This window comes from Streptomyces sp. JLBT605, from assembly GCF_058215555.1.
Genome location: NZ_CM177087.1, coordinates 2,725,229 through 2,740,858 on the forward strand (window position 1 = coordinate 2,725,229; position 15,630 = coordinate 2,740,858).

Below are 15,630 nucleotides of genomic sequence, written 5' to 3' on the forward strand. Positions count from 1 at the left end.
CGGCGCCGCTGCCGAGTCTGCCGAGGCTTCGGAACCATCCGCTGACCCACCGACCACCACCCCATCCGCCCGAGGAGTGATCCCCATGGACGTGAGCGATCCAGCCCCATTCATCCGTGCCGCTGCGGCGGCCCACCCTGGAAGGTCACCACCATCACCACCGAGACAACCGCAGCTGACCGGCGCACCGCACTCGACCGCGCGGCGCGCCTGCGTCAGCTGACCGAAGTCGACCAAGACCTGATCCGCATCGCTCAAGACCCTCAGTTCCCTCGCTGGCTGGAGCAGATCACCGCCACGGGCGGCTGCGCCCACCCGATCCATCTCACCGGAGCCACCACCACACGGGACGCATTCACCGGCGAGATCATCCGTCACTACGACACCAGCAACGAACCTGGTGAACGCCTCATGGTCCGCTGTCGCAACCGCCGCGCCTCCGTCTGCGCCCCTTGCTCGCGCCTCCACGCGGGTGACACCTTCCATCTGGTCCGCGCCGGGCTCGTCGGCGGTAAGAACCTCCCCGGCTCCGTGCGGCAGCGACCGCGACTGTTCGTCACACTCACCGCTCCCAGCTTCGGCCCCGTTCACTGCACCGACGATGGGAAGCGCTGCCGCCCTCGGCGAGAGGCGGCTACCTGTAGCCACGGTCGGAGCCTCGGCTGCCCGGCCGTGCACATGCCCGCCGATCCGGTTGTTGGACAGCCGCTGTGCCCCGACTGCTACGACTACCCGGCACACGTCCTGTGGCACGCACACGCCGGACGGCTGTGGAAGGCGTTCACCGACAACCTGTACAACCATCTCGCCGCACGCCTCGGCTGCTCCCGCGCCGGCCTCCGCCGCACCGTTCGGATCTCGTACGCCAAGGTCGCCGAGTACCAACGGCGTGGCGCTGTCCACCTCCATGTCGTCGTCCGGCTCGACGGCAGCCATGGGCCCCATGACCCGCCGCCGTCCTGGGCAACGGTCGACCTCCTCATCCCCGCGGTACGCAGCGCGGCGGCTGCCGTCAGTCTGAGCGCCCCGTACAGCCCGGCCTTGGGTCAGCACGGACTCCGCTGGGGAGCCCAGCTCGACGCCCGCCCCCTACGTGCCTTCGGCGACACTGACGGACTCACCGATGAAGCGGTCGCCGCGTACGTCGCCAAGTACGTCACCAAGGGGGCCAGCGAGACCACGGCCGGGCTCGACCACCGCGTCCGCGACCTGGACGCCATCGAGGCGGCACCGGTCCCGGCACACCTCCGCACGCTCATGCGCACCTGCTGGCGGCTCGGCGGCCTCCCCGAACTGGCACCGCTCCGGCTGCGGGACTGGGCACACACCCTCGGTTACCGCGGCCACATCCTCACCAAGTCACGCGCGTACTCCACCACCTATACGGCCCTGCGCGCCGAACGGGCCGATCACCAGCGGGCGGCAGATGTCGACGTCTTGGCCGACCACCCCGGACACATCACGGATTCCCGTTGGCGCTACGCCGGCTCCGGCCACACGCCTGGCGCCGCGCTCATTGCTGCCGGGATCGCGGAAGACCTCGTCCAGAACCGCCAACTCGCACGGGAGGAACTGACGATTCGGGGGTGCGTGTGATGACGGAGACCAAAGTCGTCTGGACTCCCGACAAGACGCTTTCACCGGCCGAGCGGACACGGCTCTTGAGGATTCTCTTCGGGCCACATAAGAGCAGCAGAAATTGCGAAAAGTCCCGACGTAGCGTCAAATCAGCGCGGTAGAATGCCAGTTGACAAAGCGCCCCGGCGGCGGCTGGCACCGCCCCGGGGCTGGCCGACTGATTGGGAGTCGACATGTCCAATGTAAGCACACGTCTGGCCTCAGCCATGGAGACAGCCGCTCGGGGGTCCGGTACGCGCACGCTGCGCGCCGTTGACTATCTGCGGGTTTCCACTGAGGACCAGAAGAAGGGCTATGGCGTGGCCCGGCAGAGCAGGAAGACTGTCCGCCACATCGCGCTCAAAGGCTGGGCCCACGTCGGGACGTACAAGGACGACGGAGTCTCGGGGACTCTGGAGGCGGCGGATCGCGGTGACCTCAAGCACCTGATGGAGGAGGCACAACAGACTCCGCGCCCCTTCGACATCGTGGTCGTACCAGACGGCCGAGTGATCGGCCGCAACGGTCGTGCCTTCTGGCGATGGGTCTGGGCCCTTGAAGACATCGGCGTGTATGTGGCGGTCGTAGCAGACGACTACGACAACACCACGGCCGAGGGTCGCAAGAAGATGCGCCGCGACGCCGACTATGCCGAAACCGAATGGGAGACCATCCGTGAGCGCACGCAGGGCGGCTTGCAGGAGAAAGCCGAGCTGACCCCGGCCGCGCACATGGGTGGGCGCCCTCCATACGGCTACCGCATCGCGGACAAGGGCATGCCTGGTTCGTATCTGGTGATCGACGAGGATGAAAAGACGGTCGTGCATTACGTGTACCAACTCGTCGTGGCTGAAGGGCTCAACCTCCGCAAGGCTGCCATCCGTCTCAACGCCGAAGGAATCAAGACCCGGTCGGGCAAGGCGTGGACACGTGACAACTTGCGCGATCGAATCATGTCAACAGCCGTTCTCGACGGCGTGATCGTCTTCCGCGGCAAGCACGCCAAGACGGACGGCGAGAGCAACCCCATCTGGGGTGAGACGATCGAAATCGAGCTGCCGCGCGTGCTGACCGAGGAGCAGAGCTCGGAGCTGCGGCGCAAGGTCGCTGAGGGAGCCAAGCGGAGCAGCGGACGGCGGGAGTTCTATCCCCTCAGCGGCCGGGTGATCAGCCTGTGCAGAAAGACGTACACCGGAATCAGCCGGGCGGCGGAGCGAGAAGTCGCCCGCTACTACCGTTGCTCCGGAAGCCACTCCCGCAATCTCAGCGACAAACCTTGCGGCTGCTCGTATATCGATGCCGATGCGCTCGAAAGTCACGTGTGGAAAAAGGTCACTGAAATCGCAAGTGACAGCGAAAAGCTCGAAGAGCTGGCGGCCGAATGGATCGGCATGGCACAGGGGGATCAGTCCGCTCTGGCTGATCGGATCGCCGATCTCGATCAGCAGATCGAAGGCATGAATGCGTCCATCGCAGCTGTGATCGTGGCGACCGCGAAACTCAGCACGTCGCCCGACGCCATCGCGGCCGCGACCGCGACTCTGAACGAAGAGCTTCAACAGCTTCAGAACCTGCGCCATGAAGCGGCCGAGTGGCTCGCCGAAATGGAGGAGACAGACCGGCGCGCCCGGGATCTTCAGGCTCTTGCCAGGATGGCGAAGGAGTCGTTCCCCGACATGGAGCCGGAGCAGCAAGCAGCCATCCTGTCGATGCTGGAACTCAAGGTCACGGTTACGGGCCCGGTTCCCGATGATCGTCGGGGCGGGGCTCCCTGCACCGTGCGTGCCTGGTACACCGCTGCCGGTCGCGACGTGCCCGCTGCCGCGCTCTCGGACGACGACTGGGCCAAGGTGGCTCCCTTGCTACCGACCGGCTACAAGGGCACCGTACGCCGGTCTGTGGACGCCATCTTCCACAAAGCGCGGACCGGGAAGTCCTGGCCCAACGTGATCAAGGAAACTGGCGCGACCATTCAGGCTCAGAAGCACTTCAGCGTCTGGAAGGCGGACGGCACCTGGGAGCGCGTGAACGCTGCCCTTGCGGACGTGGAGCGGGTGCCGCTCCCGGAGCCTGAGCTGCTTCCGCCCCTGGTCATCGAAGGGCGGGTCGACCCGAGCGCGATGCTGCACCCAGAAGGACCATCCCGAACGGGATGCCGATGATGGTCACGCAGAGCACCACCCCGGCGATGACGTAGGCGCAGGCGAGCCAGAATCCGGAGAGGATCAGCCAGATCAGGTTGACGACGGCCCTCATCGGGGGCCTCCCATCTGCTCCAGGCGGGCGATGCGCTCGGCCATCGGCGGGTGGGTGGAGAACAGCTTGGCCATGCCCGCGCCCGGCCGGAAGGGGTTGGCGATCATGAGGTGGCCGGCCGTCTCCAGGCGTGGCTCAGGGGGGAGCGGCAGTGCCTTGGTGCCGGCGTCGAGCTTGCGCAGGGCGCTGGCGAGGGCCAGCGGATCGCCGGTGAGCTGGGCACCGGAGGCGTCGGCCTCGTACTCCCGGGAGCGGCTCACGGCCAGCTGGATGAGCGAGGCGGCGAGCGGGCCGAGGATCATGATCAGCAGCATGCCCAGAATGCCCGGGCCCTCGTCGTCGTCGGAGCGGCCTATGGGAATCAGCCAGGCGAAGTTCACCAGGAACATCACGATCGAGGCGAGGGCGCCGGCGACCGAGGAGATCAGGATGTCGCGGTTGTAGACGTGGCTGAGCTCATGGCCGATGACGCCGCGCAGCTCGCGCTCGTCGAGCAGGCGCAGGATGCCCTCGGTGCAGCAGACCGCGGCATTGCGCGGATTGCGCCCGGTGGCGAAGGCGTTCGGCGCGTCGGTCGGGGAGATGTAGAGCCGCGGCATGGGCTGCCGGGCGGCGGTGGAGAGCTCGCGCACCATGCGGTACAGCTGCGGGGCCTCGAACTCGCTGACCGGGCGGGCGCGCATGGCGCGCAGAGCGAGCTTGTCGCTGTTCCAGTAGGCGTACGCGTTGGTGGCCAGGGCCACGAACACGGCGATGACCAGGCCCGCACGACCGAAGAGGCTGCCGATCACGATGATCAGGGCCGACATCGCGCCGAGGAGTACGGCGGTCTTGAGCCCGTTGTGCCGACGGTGCACGGTACGCCCTCCAATTGACGCGGCAGGGGAACCCTTTGCCAGGTTTATCCACCTTCCAGTGGACCCTCCTGTTCTGGTCAACGCCAGACGAAGAGCACTAGTTCCCTTGTGCACCGAAGGTGCGATTCGGCCATGCGGGTGAGGGCGGGTGACGGGGCGTCGTGGCCTGGAGCGGCCGGCATGAGACGGCGGCGGCGAACAGCCGGAAGCGGCCAGACCGAGCGGCGGCGACGAGCGGCTGGGGCGAGCGGCTGGGGCGAGCGGCTAGAACAAGCTGCCCGAGGCGAACCGCAGTGCCAGCTCCGGGGCCCCGGAGAGCGCGACACCGAGCACGGCGGCGAGCGCGATGGCGAGGGTCAGCGGCACCGGGACGGGCGCCCGGGTGGCGCTCACCGCTCCGGCGGGCGTCAGGACGGCGACCGGGGTGGCGGCGCCGGTGGGCTCCGCCGCTCCGGCGCCCGGCTCCCCCGCCCGGGCCTCGCCGGCCCCGGCGGCTCCGGCTCCGGCCCCGGCGCCGGAGTCGGCGCCCGCCTCGGCCGGCTCCTGCCGGGCCCGGAAGAGCACCGCCGTCCACTGGAGGTAGTAGTAGAGGGCGATCACGACGTTCACCGCCATGACGACGGCGAGCCAGCCCAGGCCCGCGTCCACGGCCACGGAGAAGACCGTGACCTTGGCGAAGAGGCCGATGATGCCCGGCGGCAGTCCGGCCAGGCAGAGCAGGAAGAAGCCGAGGGCGAGCGCGGCCGCCGGCCGGGTGGCGTACAGGCCGCGGTAGTCGGTGAGGCGGTTGGCCGGGCTGCTGCGGGCCACCAGCGCGGCGACCCCGAACGCGCCGAGGTTCACCGCGGCGTACATCAGGGCGTACGCCACCGTGGCGCCGACGGCGTGGCGGGCGTCCGATGCGCCGTCGGCGTATCCGGCGGCGGCGATCGGGACCAGCAGATAGCCGGCCTGGCCCACCGACGACCAGGCGAGCAGGCGCACCGCGCTGTGCGCGCGCTCCGGGCGCTGGCGCAGTGCGGCGACGTTGCCGGCGGTCATGGTGAGCGCGGCGAGGACGGCCAGCGCCGGGCCCCACACCTCGTCGTACGACGGGAAGGCGAGGACGGTGACCAGGATGATCCCGGTGAAGCCGACGGCCTTGCCGACCACCGACAGATAGCCGGCGACCGGAAGCGGAGCCCCCACATAGGTGTCGGGCACCCAGAAGTGGAAGGGGACGGCCGCGGTCTTGAAGGCGAAGCCGACCAGGGTGAGGGCCACTCCGGTCTGCGCCAGGGTCTCCAGCCGCGGGTCGACCCGGGTCAGGCCCTCGGCGACCCCGGTCAGGTGCAGGGTGCCGGTCGCGGCGTAGACGAAGCTGACGCCGAGCAGGGTGACGGCGGTCGCGGTGACCGAGGAGAGGAAGAACTTCAGCGCGGCCTCGGAGGAGAGCCGGTCGCCGCGGCGCAGCCCGACCAGCGCGAAGGACGGCAGCGAGGCCACTTCCAGGGCGACGATCAGGGTGGCCAGATCGCGGGAGGCGGGCAGCAGCACCGCGCCCGCGACGGCGGACAGCAGCAGGAACCAGAACTCGCCTGCCGGGATCTTCTCGTCCGCCACCAGGTCGATGGAGAGCAGCGCGGCGAGCACGGCGCCGCCGAGCACCAGCAGCTGGATGGCGACGGTGAAGTCGTCGGCGACATAGGAGCACAGGTCGCCCGCGCCGGGGGTGGTCAGGCAGAAGGTGCTCCGGTCGCCCTCCGTCAGGGGCAGCAGCGACAGCCCGGCCAGCACCAGGCCGGCCACCGCCATCCAGCCGAGCCAGGGCTTGCGCCGCTCGGGCAGGAAGAGGTCGGCGACCAGGACGACGAGCCCGGCCACGGCGGCGATGGTGGGCGGGGCGATCGCGAGCCAGTCGACGGACTGGACGAGGTTCGCGGCACTGACGGTCATCAGTTGCCTCCTGCGAGGAGCTGCTGCACGGCCGGGTCGGTGAGGCCGAGGAGGGCCGCGGGCCAGAGTCCGGCGAGGACGGTGAGGACGACGAGCGGGGTCCAGGCGGCGAACTCGTGGCCACGCACGTCGACGAGCCGGGGCACCGCGTCGGATCCGGCGGCTCCGGCTCCGGTCCCGGCCGCCGTCTCGATCCCGAATCCGGGCTCCCCCGGGTGCTCGCCCATGCACACCCGGCGGACCACGACCAGCATGTACGCGGCGGTGAGCAGGGTGCCGAACGCGGCGAGGGCGAGGTAGGTGAGGAAGGCCGGGCGGCTGAGGCCGGCCGCCGGGTCGAACGCGCCGAACATGGCGAGCATCTCGCCCCAGAACCCGGCCAGTCCCGGCAGGCCGAGCGAGGCGATCGCGGCGAAGGCGAGCAGCCCGCCCAGGCGCGGCGCCCGGCCGTAGAGGGCGGCGCCGGTGCGGCCGGCGAGCTGGTCGAGGTCGGTCGTGCCGTACCGGTCCTTGAGCGCGCCGACCAGGAAGAAGAGCAGGCCGGTGATGAGGCCGTGGGCGATGTTGGCGAACAGCGCGCCGTTCACACCGGTCGGGGTGAGGGTCGCGATGCCCAGCAGCACGAAGCCCATGTGGCCCACCGAGGAGTAGGCGATGAGCCGCTTCAGGTCGCCCTTGGCGCCGGTGCGGGCCAGCGCCAGGCAGGCCAGGGAGCCGTAGATGATCCCGGTGACCGCGAAGGCGGCGAGGTAGGGGGCGAAGGTGTGCGCCCCCTCGGGGGCGATGGGCAGCACGATCCGTACGAAGCCGTAGGTGCCCATCTTCAGCAGCACGCCGGCCAGCAGCACCGAGCCGACCGTCGGGGCGGCGGTGTGGGCGTCCGGCAGCCAGGTGTGCAGCGGCCACATCGGTGCCTTCACGGCGAGCCCGATGCCGATGGCGAGGACCGCGATGAGCTGGGTGGTGTGGCTCAGCCCTGACCCGTTGTCAGTGGCGAGTGCCACCATGTCGAAGGTGCCGCCCTTGAGGCCGATGAGGAGGAGACCCAGCAGCATCACGACCGAGCCGAGCAGTGTGTAGAGGATGAACCGCCAGGCGGCGCGCTCCCGGTCCTCGCCTCCCCATCGGTTGATGAGGAAGTACATCGGGATGAGCACCATCTCGAACGCCAGGAAGAACAGCATCAGGTCGAGCACGGCGAAGCTGGCCAGCGTGCCGGACTCCAGCACGAGCAGCAGCGCGACGAACGCCTTCGGGGACGGGCCCGCGGGCATCGTGAAGTAGCTGTAGAGCGCGCACAGGAAGGTCAGCAGCGCGGTCAGCACCAGGAGGGGGAGCGAGACGCCGTCCACCCCGAGGTGGATGCGGATGTCCAGGGCCGGGATCCAGCTGAGGTCGGTCTGCGCCTGCATCCGGGCCGGGTCGTCGTGGTCGAATCCGGCGGCCAGCGCGATGGCCGCGGCCAGGACGACGCCGGTGACGGTGACGCCGTGCCGCAGTACGGCCTGTTCGGGGCTGCGCCCCTTCAGGCCGGGCGGCGCGGGCAGCAGGGCGGCGACGGCACCGAGCAGAGGGAGGACGACGAGGGCCGCGAGGAGGAGCTGCATGGTGGTGTGGTTCACGGGTCAGGCTCCCGCTGCGACGAGGACGGCGGCGACGGCCAGGACGAGGGACCCGGCGAGCAGTGCGCTGAGGTAGGTCTGCACGTTTCCGGTCTGGGCGCGGCGGACGGCCGCGCCGAGCCAGCCGGGCGCGGTGCCCGCGCCGCGGACGTAGGCGTCCACGACCTCGCGGTCGAGGAAGCGGACGAGCCGGGCGGCGCCCCATACCGGGCGGATGAACAGCGCGCGGTAGACGGCGTCGAGGTGGAAACCGGCCGCGGCGTGGCGGTGCAGCGGGCCGAGGAGCAGGCGGCTGGGGTCGCCGCCGTCCGGTGCCGCGCCGTCGCCGTACGCCGCCTCGTGGGCGGAGATCGCCTCGATCTCGGTGACGGCGGGCTCGGCGGCCGGCGGGAGGGCGGCCAGCGAGGGGGCCGGCCGGCCGCGGGCGGCGAGGGCGGTGGAGTGCCGCCAGGTGCCGTAGGTGACCAGGGCGCCGACCAGGGCGAGGCCGGTGCCCAGCACGGTGGTGGTCAGGGTCGGGTCGAGGGAGCGCCCGTCGAACCAGTCCGGCAGCGGGACGAAGAGCAGTCCGGCGGCGAGGGCGGGGACGGCGAGCACCCACAGCACCGCGTTCATGACGAGCGGGATGCGGGCGCCGTGTGCGGCGCCGCCCTGCTCGCTGTCGGTGGCCTGCTCGGTGCCGGTGGCCGGCCCGGTGTCACCGACAGGCGCGGCGGCCGCGGCGCGCCCGGGCGCACCGGTCATCAGCCACAGCCGGGCGGCGTAGCCCGCGGTGAGCACGGCGGTGGCCAGCCCGGCGATCAGCACGGTCCAGCCGACCGCGGCCGGCACCCCGTCCTCATGGCCGAGCGCGGTGTGCTCGGCGGCGCCCAGCACCGCCTCCTTGGAGAAGAACCCGCTGAACGGCGGCAGGGCGGCCAGCGCGAGCAGGCCGATGGTCATCGTCCAGTAGGCGTCCGGCGCCTTCTTGGCGATACCGCCGGCCCGCGCCATGGTGGCCAGCGAGTTGGTCCCCGCCGCGTGGATGATCACGCCCGCGGCGAGGAACAGCAGCGCCTTGAACGCGCCGTGGCTGATCAGGTGGAAGACGGCCGCGCCGCGGTCGCCGACGGCCAGCGCCCCGGTCATGTAGCCGAGCTGGCCGATGGTGGAGTACGCCAGCACGCGTTTGATGTCGTCCTGGGCCAGGGCGGCGAGCGCCGAGCCGACCATGGTGACCGCCGCGATCACCGCGAGCACCGCCAGTGCGGCGGCCGAGGCGGCGAAGACGGGCAGCAGGCGGGCGATGAAGTAGACACCGGCCGCGACCATGGTGGCGGCGTGGATCAGCGCGGACACCGGAGTGGGGCCGGCCATCGCGTCCGGCAGCCAGCTGTGCAGCGGGAACTGCGCCGACTTGCCCGCGACGCCGGCCAGCAGCAGCAGCGCGATCACGGTCGGGTGGTCCAGCTGGAAGTCCGAAGCGGAGGAGGTCAGCCGGGTGTAGATGACGCTGATCCGGAAGGTTCCGGTGTCGGCGGCGAGGGCGAAGATGCCGATCAGGAACGGCACGTCGCCGAGCTTGGTGACGAGGAACGCCTTGAGCGAGGCGGAGCGGGCGGCCGCGGTCTCCCAGTAGTGCCCGACCAGGAAGTACGAGCAGATGCCCATGATCTCCCAGCCGACCAGCAGCACCATCAGGTCGTCGGAGTAGACGACCAGCAGCATCGCGGAGGTGAACAGGGAGACGATCGCCGCGTACGAGGCATAGCGCGGGTCGTCGCGGAGATAGCCGGTCGAGTAGATCTGCACGCAGGAGGCGACCACGCCGACCAGCACCGCGACCAGCGCCGCGAAGCCGTCGATGTGCAGGGCGAGGTCGATGGGCACGGAGCCGGTGTCGGCCAGCCGGGTCGCGGCGTGCACGGCCTCGCCGCCACCCTGCCGGGCGGCGACGACCACGGCCAGCACGGCGGCGGTCAGGGTCGGCAGGACGGCGAGCGGCCGTACGAACCCGGGGGCGCGCCGGCCGAGCAGCAGGCCGGCGAGGGCACCGAGGAAGGGCAGCAGCGGGACGAGAACGGCGGTGGTCGTGGTCGTCACGCGGCGGCCTCCGCCTTCTTCTCCCCGCGGTCGGCGTCCACCGGGCCGCCGGCCCCGGACCCTTCGGCGAGGTCGGTGAGCTTGTCGACGTCGGCCGTGCCGCGGTTGCGGTACACGAGCAGCACGATGGCCAGGCCGATGCCGATCTCGGCGGCGGCGATGGCGATGATGAACAGGGTGAACGCCTGGCCCGCGTGCAGGGTGTCGCGCAGCCAGACGTCGAAGGCGACCAGGTTGAGGTTGACGGCGTTGAGCATCAGCTCGACCGACATCAGCACCAGGATCGCGTTGCGCCGGGCCAGTACGCCGTACAGGCCGGTGCAGAACAGCAGCACGGCGAGGACCGCCGGGTAGGCGAGGTGCATCAGCGCTTCTCCTTGCCGGACTCGGTCGGCTCGCTCGGCTTACGCGGCTCGCCCGGCCGGCCGAGGGCGCGGCCTGCCGTACCGGAGCCGTCCTTGACCGCACCGTCCTTGACCGCACCGTCCTTGACCGCACCGTCCTTGCGCGCCAGGACGATCGCGCCGACCAGTGCGGCGAGCAGCAGCACCGACAGCGCCTCGAACGGCAGCACCCAGTGGCGGAAAAGACTCTCTCCGGACACCGCGGTGGAACCCTGGACGGCCCCCTCGACGTTGATCCAGGTGGTACGGAAGGCGTCTATCACCACCCAGGAGAGCGTGCCGGCGGCGGCCATGGCCACCGCGAGGGCGGCCCAGCGGTTGCCCGAGTCGGCGTCCGGCGAGCGCCCGATGGGCGCCTTGGTCAGCATCAGGCCGAAGAGGAGGAGCACCACGACGGAGCCGACATAGATCAGCACCTGCACCCAGGCGATGAATTCGGCCGTCAGGAGCAGGTACTCCACGGCGAGTCCGCCCAGCGTCACGACCAGCCAGAGTGCGGCATGCACCAGCTGCTGGGTCGTGACGGTGATGACGGCCGCGCCGAAGGTGACGACGGCGACCAGCAGGAAGACGATCTCCACGCCGGTCGGAGAGAGGAAGCCGTGCTGTGCGGCGGCGAGGGTCACGCGTCGCCCTCCTGCGGCTGGTCGTGCGGACGCTCGGGTCCGGCAGCCTGTTCGGCCTGCGCGGCCTGTTCGGCGGCGAGCTTGTCGGCGGTCTTGCGGGCCGCGGCGATCTCCTTCGGCTCCTCCGCGCTCGGGTCCAGCGCGGGCGGCGCGGGCACCGTCCACATCCACTCGCGCAGCTTGTCGCGCTCATGGGTGAGTTCGAGGATGTCGGTCTCGGCGTACTCGAACTCCGGCGACCAGAACAGCGCGTCGAAGGGGCAGACCTCGATGCAGATACCGCAGTACATGCAGAGCGAGAAGTCGATGGCGAAGCGGTCCAGCACATTGCGGCTGCGCTCCCGTCCGCCGGGCGCGGCCGGCGGCACCGTCTCCTTGTGGGAGTCGATGTAGATGCACCAGTCCGGGCACTCGCGCGCGCACAGCATGCAGACCGTGCAGTTCTCCTCGAACAGCCCGATCACGCCCCGGGTGCGCGGCGGCAGCTCGGGCAGGACGTCCGGGTACTGCACGGTGTGCGACTTCCGCGTCATCGTGCGCAGGGTGACGGCCAGGCCCTTGGCCAGGCCGGATCCGGGAATGCCCATCTAGGAGATCACCACCTTGACGACGCCGGTGAGGGCGATCTGGGCCAGTGCGAGCGGGATGAGGACGGTCCAGGCGAGCTTCTGCAGCTGGTCCTCGCGCAGCCGCGGATAGGTCACCCGCAGCCAGATCACGACGAACGCCAGGACCGCGGTCTTCAGCAGCGTCCACAGCCAGCCCAGCCCGTCGGCGAACGGACCGTGCCAGCCGCCCAGGAAGAGCACGGTGGTCAGCGCGCAGAGCACGACGATGCCCGCGTACTCGGCGAGCAGGAAGAGCGCGAAGCGGAGCCCGGTGTACTCGGTGTACGCGCCGAAGATGATCTCGGAGTCGGCGACCGGCGCGTCGAAGGGCGGGCGCTGGAGCTCGGCGAGCCCGGCGGTGAAGAACACCAGACCGCCGACGATCTGCCACGGCACCCACCACCACTCGAACGCGTCGAGGATCCCGGGCAGCGAGACCGTACCGGCCGCCATCGCCACCGAGGCGGCGGTCAGCAGCATCGGCAGCTCGTACGCCATCAGCTGCGCGGCCGTCCGCAAGCCTCCGAGCAGCGAGAACTTGTTGGCCGAGGCCCAGCCCGCCATCAGCGAACCGAGCACGCCCACGCCCATCACGGCGAGGACGAAGAAGATCCCGGCGTCCACGAACCGCCCGACCGCACCCTCGCCGGGGCCGATGGGCACCGCGACGAGCACGACGAGGTAGGGCAGCAGGGCGACGGCGGGCGCGAGCTGGAAGATCCGGCGGTCGGCCCCGGCCGGAACCACGTCTTCCTTCTGCGCGAACTTCACACCGTCGGCGACCAGCTGGGCCCAGCCGTGGAAGCCACCGGCGTACATCGGTCCGAGGCGGCCCTGCATATGGGCCATGACCTTGTGCTCGGTCTGCCCGACGACCAGCGGGAAGACCAGGAAGACCCCGAAGACGGCGAGCAGTCGCAGAGCGACGTCGAATACGTCGTTCACCTGTCGCCTCCGTCGTGCTGATCTTGGTCTTGGCCCTGACCTTGGCCTTGGTCCTGGGCCGTACCGGTCCGGTTGCCCGCGTCTGTCTGGCTGCCCTCGGAGCCGTCCGCGCCGGCTGCTTCGACCGGCTCGGCGGGCTCGGCGGACTGCGGCGCGGAGGGTTTCTCGTCCGGCGACGGCTCGTCATGGGCCGGGCGCGGGTGATGCCACGGCGCGTCCGACGATCGCCGGCTCGGCCGGGCGGGACGCACCGGCGAGGCGGCACGGTCGGTCGGCGCGGCAGCGCGGTCGGTCGGCGCCGCGGCACCGTCGGCCGGGGCGGTGCCCTCCGCCGGGGCCGCCTCGGCGGCCTCCGGACGCTGGCTGGCGGAGCCCCCCGCCGCCGTACGCGACCGGCGGGCCGGGCGTGCGGGCCCGGCCGGAGCGGTGCCCTCGGCGGGGGTGGCCTCCGGGGTCTGCGGGGTCTCCGGGCTCTGCGGGCTCTGCGGGGTCTCCGGGGTCGGCGGGGTCTCCTGGGTCTCGGGGGCCGCCTCGCGCTGGCTGGCGGAGCCCGCGGACGCGGTCCGCGACCGGCGGGCCGGACGCTCCACGCCGGCCGGGGCGGCGGCCGCACCCGCGGCCGTGGTCCCGGGGGCCGCCGAGGCCGAGGCCGCCTCGGCCCCCTGGCTCGCCGAGCCCGCGCTCGCGGTGCGGGCCCGCCGGACCGGGCGCTCGCCCGCGGCGGCGCCCGCCGCCCGCGCCCCACGCGCCGGGCGCGCCGGGGCAGGCGGGAGCTGGCCCTTGAGCGGGCCCCATTCGTTGGGGTCGGGCACGCCGGGCGGCAGCATCTGGCGCCGCTTGGGGCCGCCGTGGTCCGACTCCCCCGGCTCCTTCGCCCCCGGCCACGCCTTGGCCACCCGCGCCGCCAGCACGAAGTCCTTGCGGAGCGGGTGCCCTTCGAATCCCTCGGGCAGCAGCAGCGGCTCGAGGTGGGGGTGACCGGTGAAGGTGACACCGAACATCTCGTGGGTCTCGCGCTCGTGCCAGCCCGCGCCCGCGTACACGCCGGTGGCGGTGGGCAGCGCGGGGGCGTCGTGCGGCACGGTGGTCCGTACCAGCAGGCGCCGCACGGCGGGGCCGCCGTCGCCGGGCCGGGCGAGCGCGGCGACGTGGGCGGCGATCCGGAAGCCGGTGCCGGGCTCGTCGACAGCGCTCAGCCAGTCGAAGTAGGTGCAGCCGAGGGTGGAGCGGGCCTGCTCCAGCGCGGCGATCCAGCCGGTGGCGGGCACGTCCACGGTGAGCAGGTCGTACGCCTCCTCGGCCGTGGCGCCCTCGCCGAAGATCGCGTCGGCCGGGCCGGGCAGCCAGCCGACCGCGGGCTGCTCGGCGGGGGCCATGGCCTGCTCCGCCTCGGCCGCGTCGGCGGCGTGCTCGGCCGGGCGCTCGTCAGGGGCGGTCATCGCTCGCCCTCCGCCTCGGGTCGGGTGGCCGGGGACGTGGACCGGGACGCGTCCGAATCGCCCGACGCGTCCGACGGGGCCGTGGTGGGGGCCGGCGGCGGGGTGACCAGGCCGCTGCGCAGCGCGGCGGTGGACGCGCGGCCCGCGGCGCCGGCCTTGGCGTACCGGTCGCCCAGCGACTCGTTCGCGATCTTCTCCTGGAGCTTGAGGATGCCCTGGAGCAGAGCCTCCGGGCGCGGCGGGCAGCCGGGCACGTAGACGTCGACGGGGATGATCTGGTCGACGCCCTTGGTCACCGAGTACGAGTCCCAGTAGGGACCGCCGCAGTTGGAGCAGGCGCCGAAGGAGATCACGTACTTGGGCTCGGGCATCTGCTCGTACAGCCGCTTCACCGCGGGCGCCATCTTGTCCGTGACCGTGCCGGAGACGATCATCAGGTCGGCCTGGCGCGGTCCCGGCGCGAACGGGATGACACCGAGCCGGATGAAGTCGTGGCGGGCCATCGACGCCGCGATGAACTCGATCGCGCAGCAGGCGAGGCCGAAGTTGAACACCCACAGGCTGTACCGGCGTCCCCAGTTGAGGACGACCTTCATGGGCTCGGGAGCCAGCCGCGAGAGCACACCCAGCCTCTTCGGCTCCGGCAGGAGTTCGGGCGCGGCGGGTGTCGCCGGGGTCGCGGGCGTCACAGGCGTTCCGGGGTTCGCGGAGTTCACGGGGCTCACGTCCATTCGAGGACGCCCTTCTTCCAGGCGTACAGGATGCCGACGGCGAGGAAGCCGAGGAAGATGAACATCTCCACCAGGGTCGTCCCGCCGAAGCCCGGCGCGGCGAACACCGTCGCCCACGGGAAGAGGAAGATCGCGTCCACCGCGAAGATCACATACAGGAAGGCGTAGACGTAGTAGCGGATCTGGGTGTGTGCCCAGCCCTCGCCGACCGGGTCCACGCCGCACTCGTAGGTGAGCAGCTTCTCCGGCGTCGGTACCGCCGGCCGCAGCAGCCGGCCGGCGCCGAAGGCCACGGCGACGAAGAGCACGCCGATGACGCCCAGCACGCCGACCACCGAGTAGTCCCGGAAGTAGTCGGCCGCCAGCTGGACATGGTCGGCACCGGTGATGCGCACGGTCGATGCCTCCGGCACGTCCGCCCCTCGCTCCCTGTCCTGCCTGTCTGGCCTGCTTCTTTCGCCGAGATCAGGTGTCCGACGATCCGTACGCACGGGAGTCTAGGCCCTGC

At 71.3% G+C, this 15,630-nt stretch carries 13 protein-coding genes and 1 pseudogene; 2 read left to right on the forward strand and 12 right to left on the reverse strand.

Translation table 11 applies throughout. The features are described 5' to 3' along the window. The first annotated feature begins 210 nt into the window (after positions 1-210). Positions 211-1,596, forward strand: a complete 1,386-nt coding sequence (locus tag AC4BDD_RS11945) for a replication initiator (RefSeq protein ID WP_490691747.1) — start codon at positions 211-213, stop codon at positions 1,594-1,596. 215 nt (positions 1,597-1,811) lie between these two features. Further along, on the forward strand, positions 1,812-3,779 hold the full coding sequence (locus AC4BDD_RS11950) for a recombinase family protein (protein WP_490690977.1): 1,968 nt from the start codon (positions 1,812-1,814) through the stop codon (positions 3,777-3,779). Here the strand turns inward: AC4BDD_RS11950 and AC4BDD_RS11955 are convergent. The 12 genes and pseudogenes from AC4BDD_RS11955 to AC4BDD_RS12010 form a co-directional block, all read right to left on the reverse strand. Next, a pseudogene (locus AC4BDD_RS11955) lies at positions 3,715-3,873 on the reverse strand (YccF domain-containing protein); the annotation flags it as partial. The gene AC4BDD_RS11950 and the pseudogene AC4BDD_RS11955 overlap by 65 nt on opposite strands. Continuing rightward, on the reverse strand, positions 3,870-4,730 hold the full coding sequence (gene htpX / locus AC4BDD_RS11960; protein WP_490690978.1) for a zinc metalloprotease HtpX: 861 nt from the start codon (positions 4,728-4,730) through the stop codon (positions 3,870-3,872). The gene htpX and the pseudogene AC4BDD_RS11955, both read right to left, overlap by 4 nt. 264 nt (positions 4,731-4,994) lie before the next feature. After that, positions 4,995-6,665: an NADH-quinone oxidoreductase subunit N gene (locus tag AC4BDD_RS11965; protein ID WP_490690979.1), complete on the reverse strand. Its 1,671-nt coding sequence runs from the start codon at positions 6,663-6,665 to the stop codon at positions 4,995-4,997. Continuing rightward, positions 6,665-8,272, reverse strand: a complete 1,608-nt coding sequence (locus AC4BDD_RS11970; protein WP_490691748.1) for a complex I subunit 4 family protein — start codon at positions 8,270-8,272, stop codon at positions 6,665-6,667. Before AC4BDD_RS11970 ends, AC4BDD_RS11965 begins: the two co-directional genes overlap by 1 nt. 18 nt (positions 8,273-8,290) lie before the next feature. Beyond that, positions 8,291-10,369, reverse strand: coding sequence for an NADH-quinone oxidoreductase subunit 5 family protein (locus AC4BDD_RS11975; RefSeq protein ID WP_490690980.1), 2,079 nt, complete (start codon positions 10,367-10,369; stop codon positions 8,291-8,293). Further along, positions 10,366-10,734 (reverse strand): NADH-quinone oxidoreductase subunit NuoK, encoded by a 369-nt coding sequence (gene nuoK / locus AC4BDD_RS11980; RefSeq protein ID WP_490690981.1) that lies wholly within the window; start codon positions 10,732-10,734, stop codon positions 10,366-10,368. The genes AC4BDD_RS11975 and nuoK overlap by 4 nt, the downstream gene beginning before the upstream one ends. Then, positions 10,734-11,399 (reverse strand): NADH-quinone oxidoreductase subunit J family protein, encoded by a 666-nt coding sequence (locus AC4BDD_RS11985; RefSeq protein WP_490690982.1) that lies wholly within the window; start codon positions 11,397-11,399, stop codon positions 10,734-10,736. The genes nuoK and AC4BDD_RS11985 overlap by 1 nt, the downstream gene beginning before the upstream one ends. Further along, positions 11,396-11,986 (reverse strand): NuoI/complex I 23 kDa subunit family protein, encoded by a 591-nt coding sequence (locus tag AC4BDD_RS11990; protein ID WP_490690983.1) that lies wholly within the window; start codon positions 11,984-11,986, stop codon positions 11,396-11,398. Before AC4BDD_RS11990 ends, AC4BDD_RS11985 begins: the two co-directional genes overlap by 4 nt. Then, positions 11,987-12,952, reverse strand: a complete 966-nt coding sequence (locus AC4BDD_RS11995) for a complex I subunit 1/NuoH family protein (RefSeq protein WP_490690984.1) — start codon at positions 12,950-12,952, stop codon at positions 11,987-11,989. Next, positions 12,949-14,391: an NADH-quinone oxidoreductase subunit C gene (locus tag AC4BDD_RS12000; protein ID WP_490690985.1), complete on the reverse strand. Its 1,443-nt coding sequence runs from the start codon at positions 14,389-14,391 to the stop codon at positions 12,949-12,951. The genes AC4BDD_RS11995 and AC4BDD_RS12000 overlap by 4 nt, the downstream gene beginning before the upstream one ends. Then, positions 14,388-15,122 carry an NADH-quinone oxidoreductase subunit B gene (locus AC4BDD_RS12005; protein WP_490690986.1) on the reverse strand — a complete coding sequence of 245 codons (735 nt, stop codon included), beginning with the start codon at positions 15,120-15,122 and terminating at the stop codon, positions 14,388-14,390. Before AC4BDD_RS12005 ends, AC4BDD_RS12000 begins: the two co-directional genes overlap by 4 nt. Continuing rightward, positions 15,113-15,535 (reverse strand): NADH-quinone oxidoreductase subunit A, encoded by a 423-nt coding sequence (locus AC4BDD_RS12010; protein WP_490690987.1) that lies wholly within the window; start codon positions 15,533-15,535, stop codon positions 15,113-15,115. The genes AC4BDD_RS12005 and AC4BDD_RS12010 overlap by 10 nt, the downstream gene beginning before the upstream one ends. Positions 15,536-15,630 lie beyond the last annotated feature (95 nt).

Excerpts from the sequence above, each read along its gene's own strand:
- AC4BDD_RS12005 (WP_490690986.1), bottom strand. The coding sequence starts at position 15,122 with ATGGACGTGAGCCCCGTGAACTCCGCGAACCCCGGAACGCCTGTGACG.
- AC4BDD_RS11950 (WP_490690977.1), top strand. The coding sequence starts at position 1,812 with ATGTCCAATGTAAGCACACGTCTGGCCTCAGCCATGGAGACAGCCGCT.
- AC4BDD_RS11970 (WP_490691748.1), bottom strand. The coding sequence starts at position 8,272 with ATGCAGCTCCTCCTCGCGGCCCTCGTCGTCCTCCCTCTGCTCGGTGCC.
- AC4BDD_RS11965 (WP_490690979.1), bottom strand. The coding sequence starts at position 6,665 with ATGACCGTCAGTGCCGCGAACCTCGTCCAGTCCGTCGACTGGCTCGCG.
- nuoK (WP_490690981.1), bottom strand. The coding sequence starts at position 10,734 with ATGCACCTCGCCTACCCGGCGGTCCTCGCCGTGCTGCTGTTCTGCACC.
- AC4BDD_RS12000 (WP_490690985.1), bottom strand. The coding sequence starts at position 14,391 with ATGACCGCCCCTGACGAGCGCCCGGCCGAGCACGCCGCCGACGCGGCC.
- AC4BDD_RS11990 (WP_490690983.1), bottom strand. The coding sequence starts at position 11,986 with ATGGGCATTCCCGGATCCGGCCTGGCCAAGGGCCTGGCCGTCACCCTG.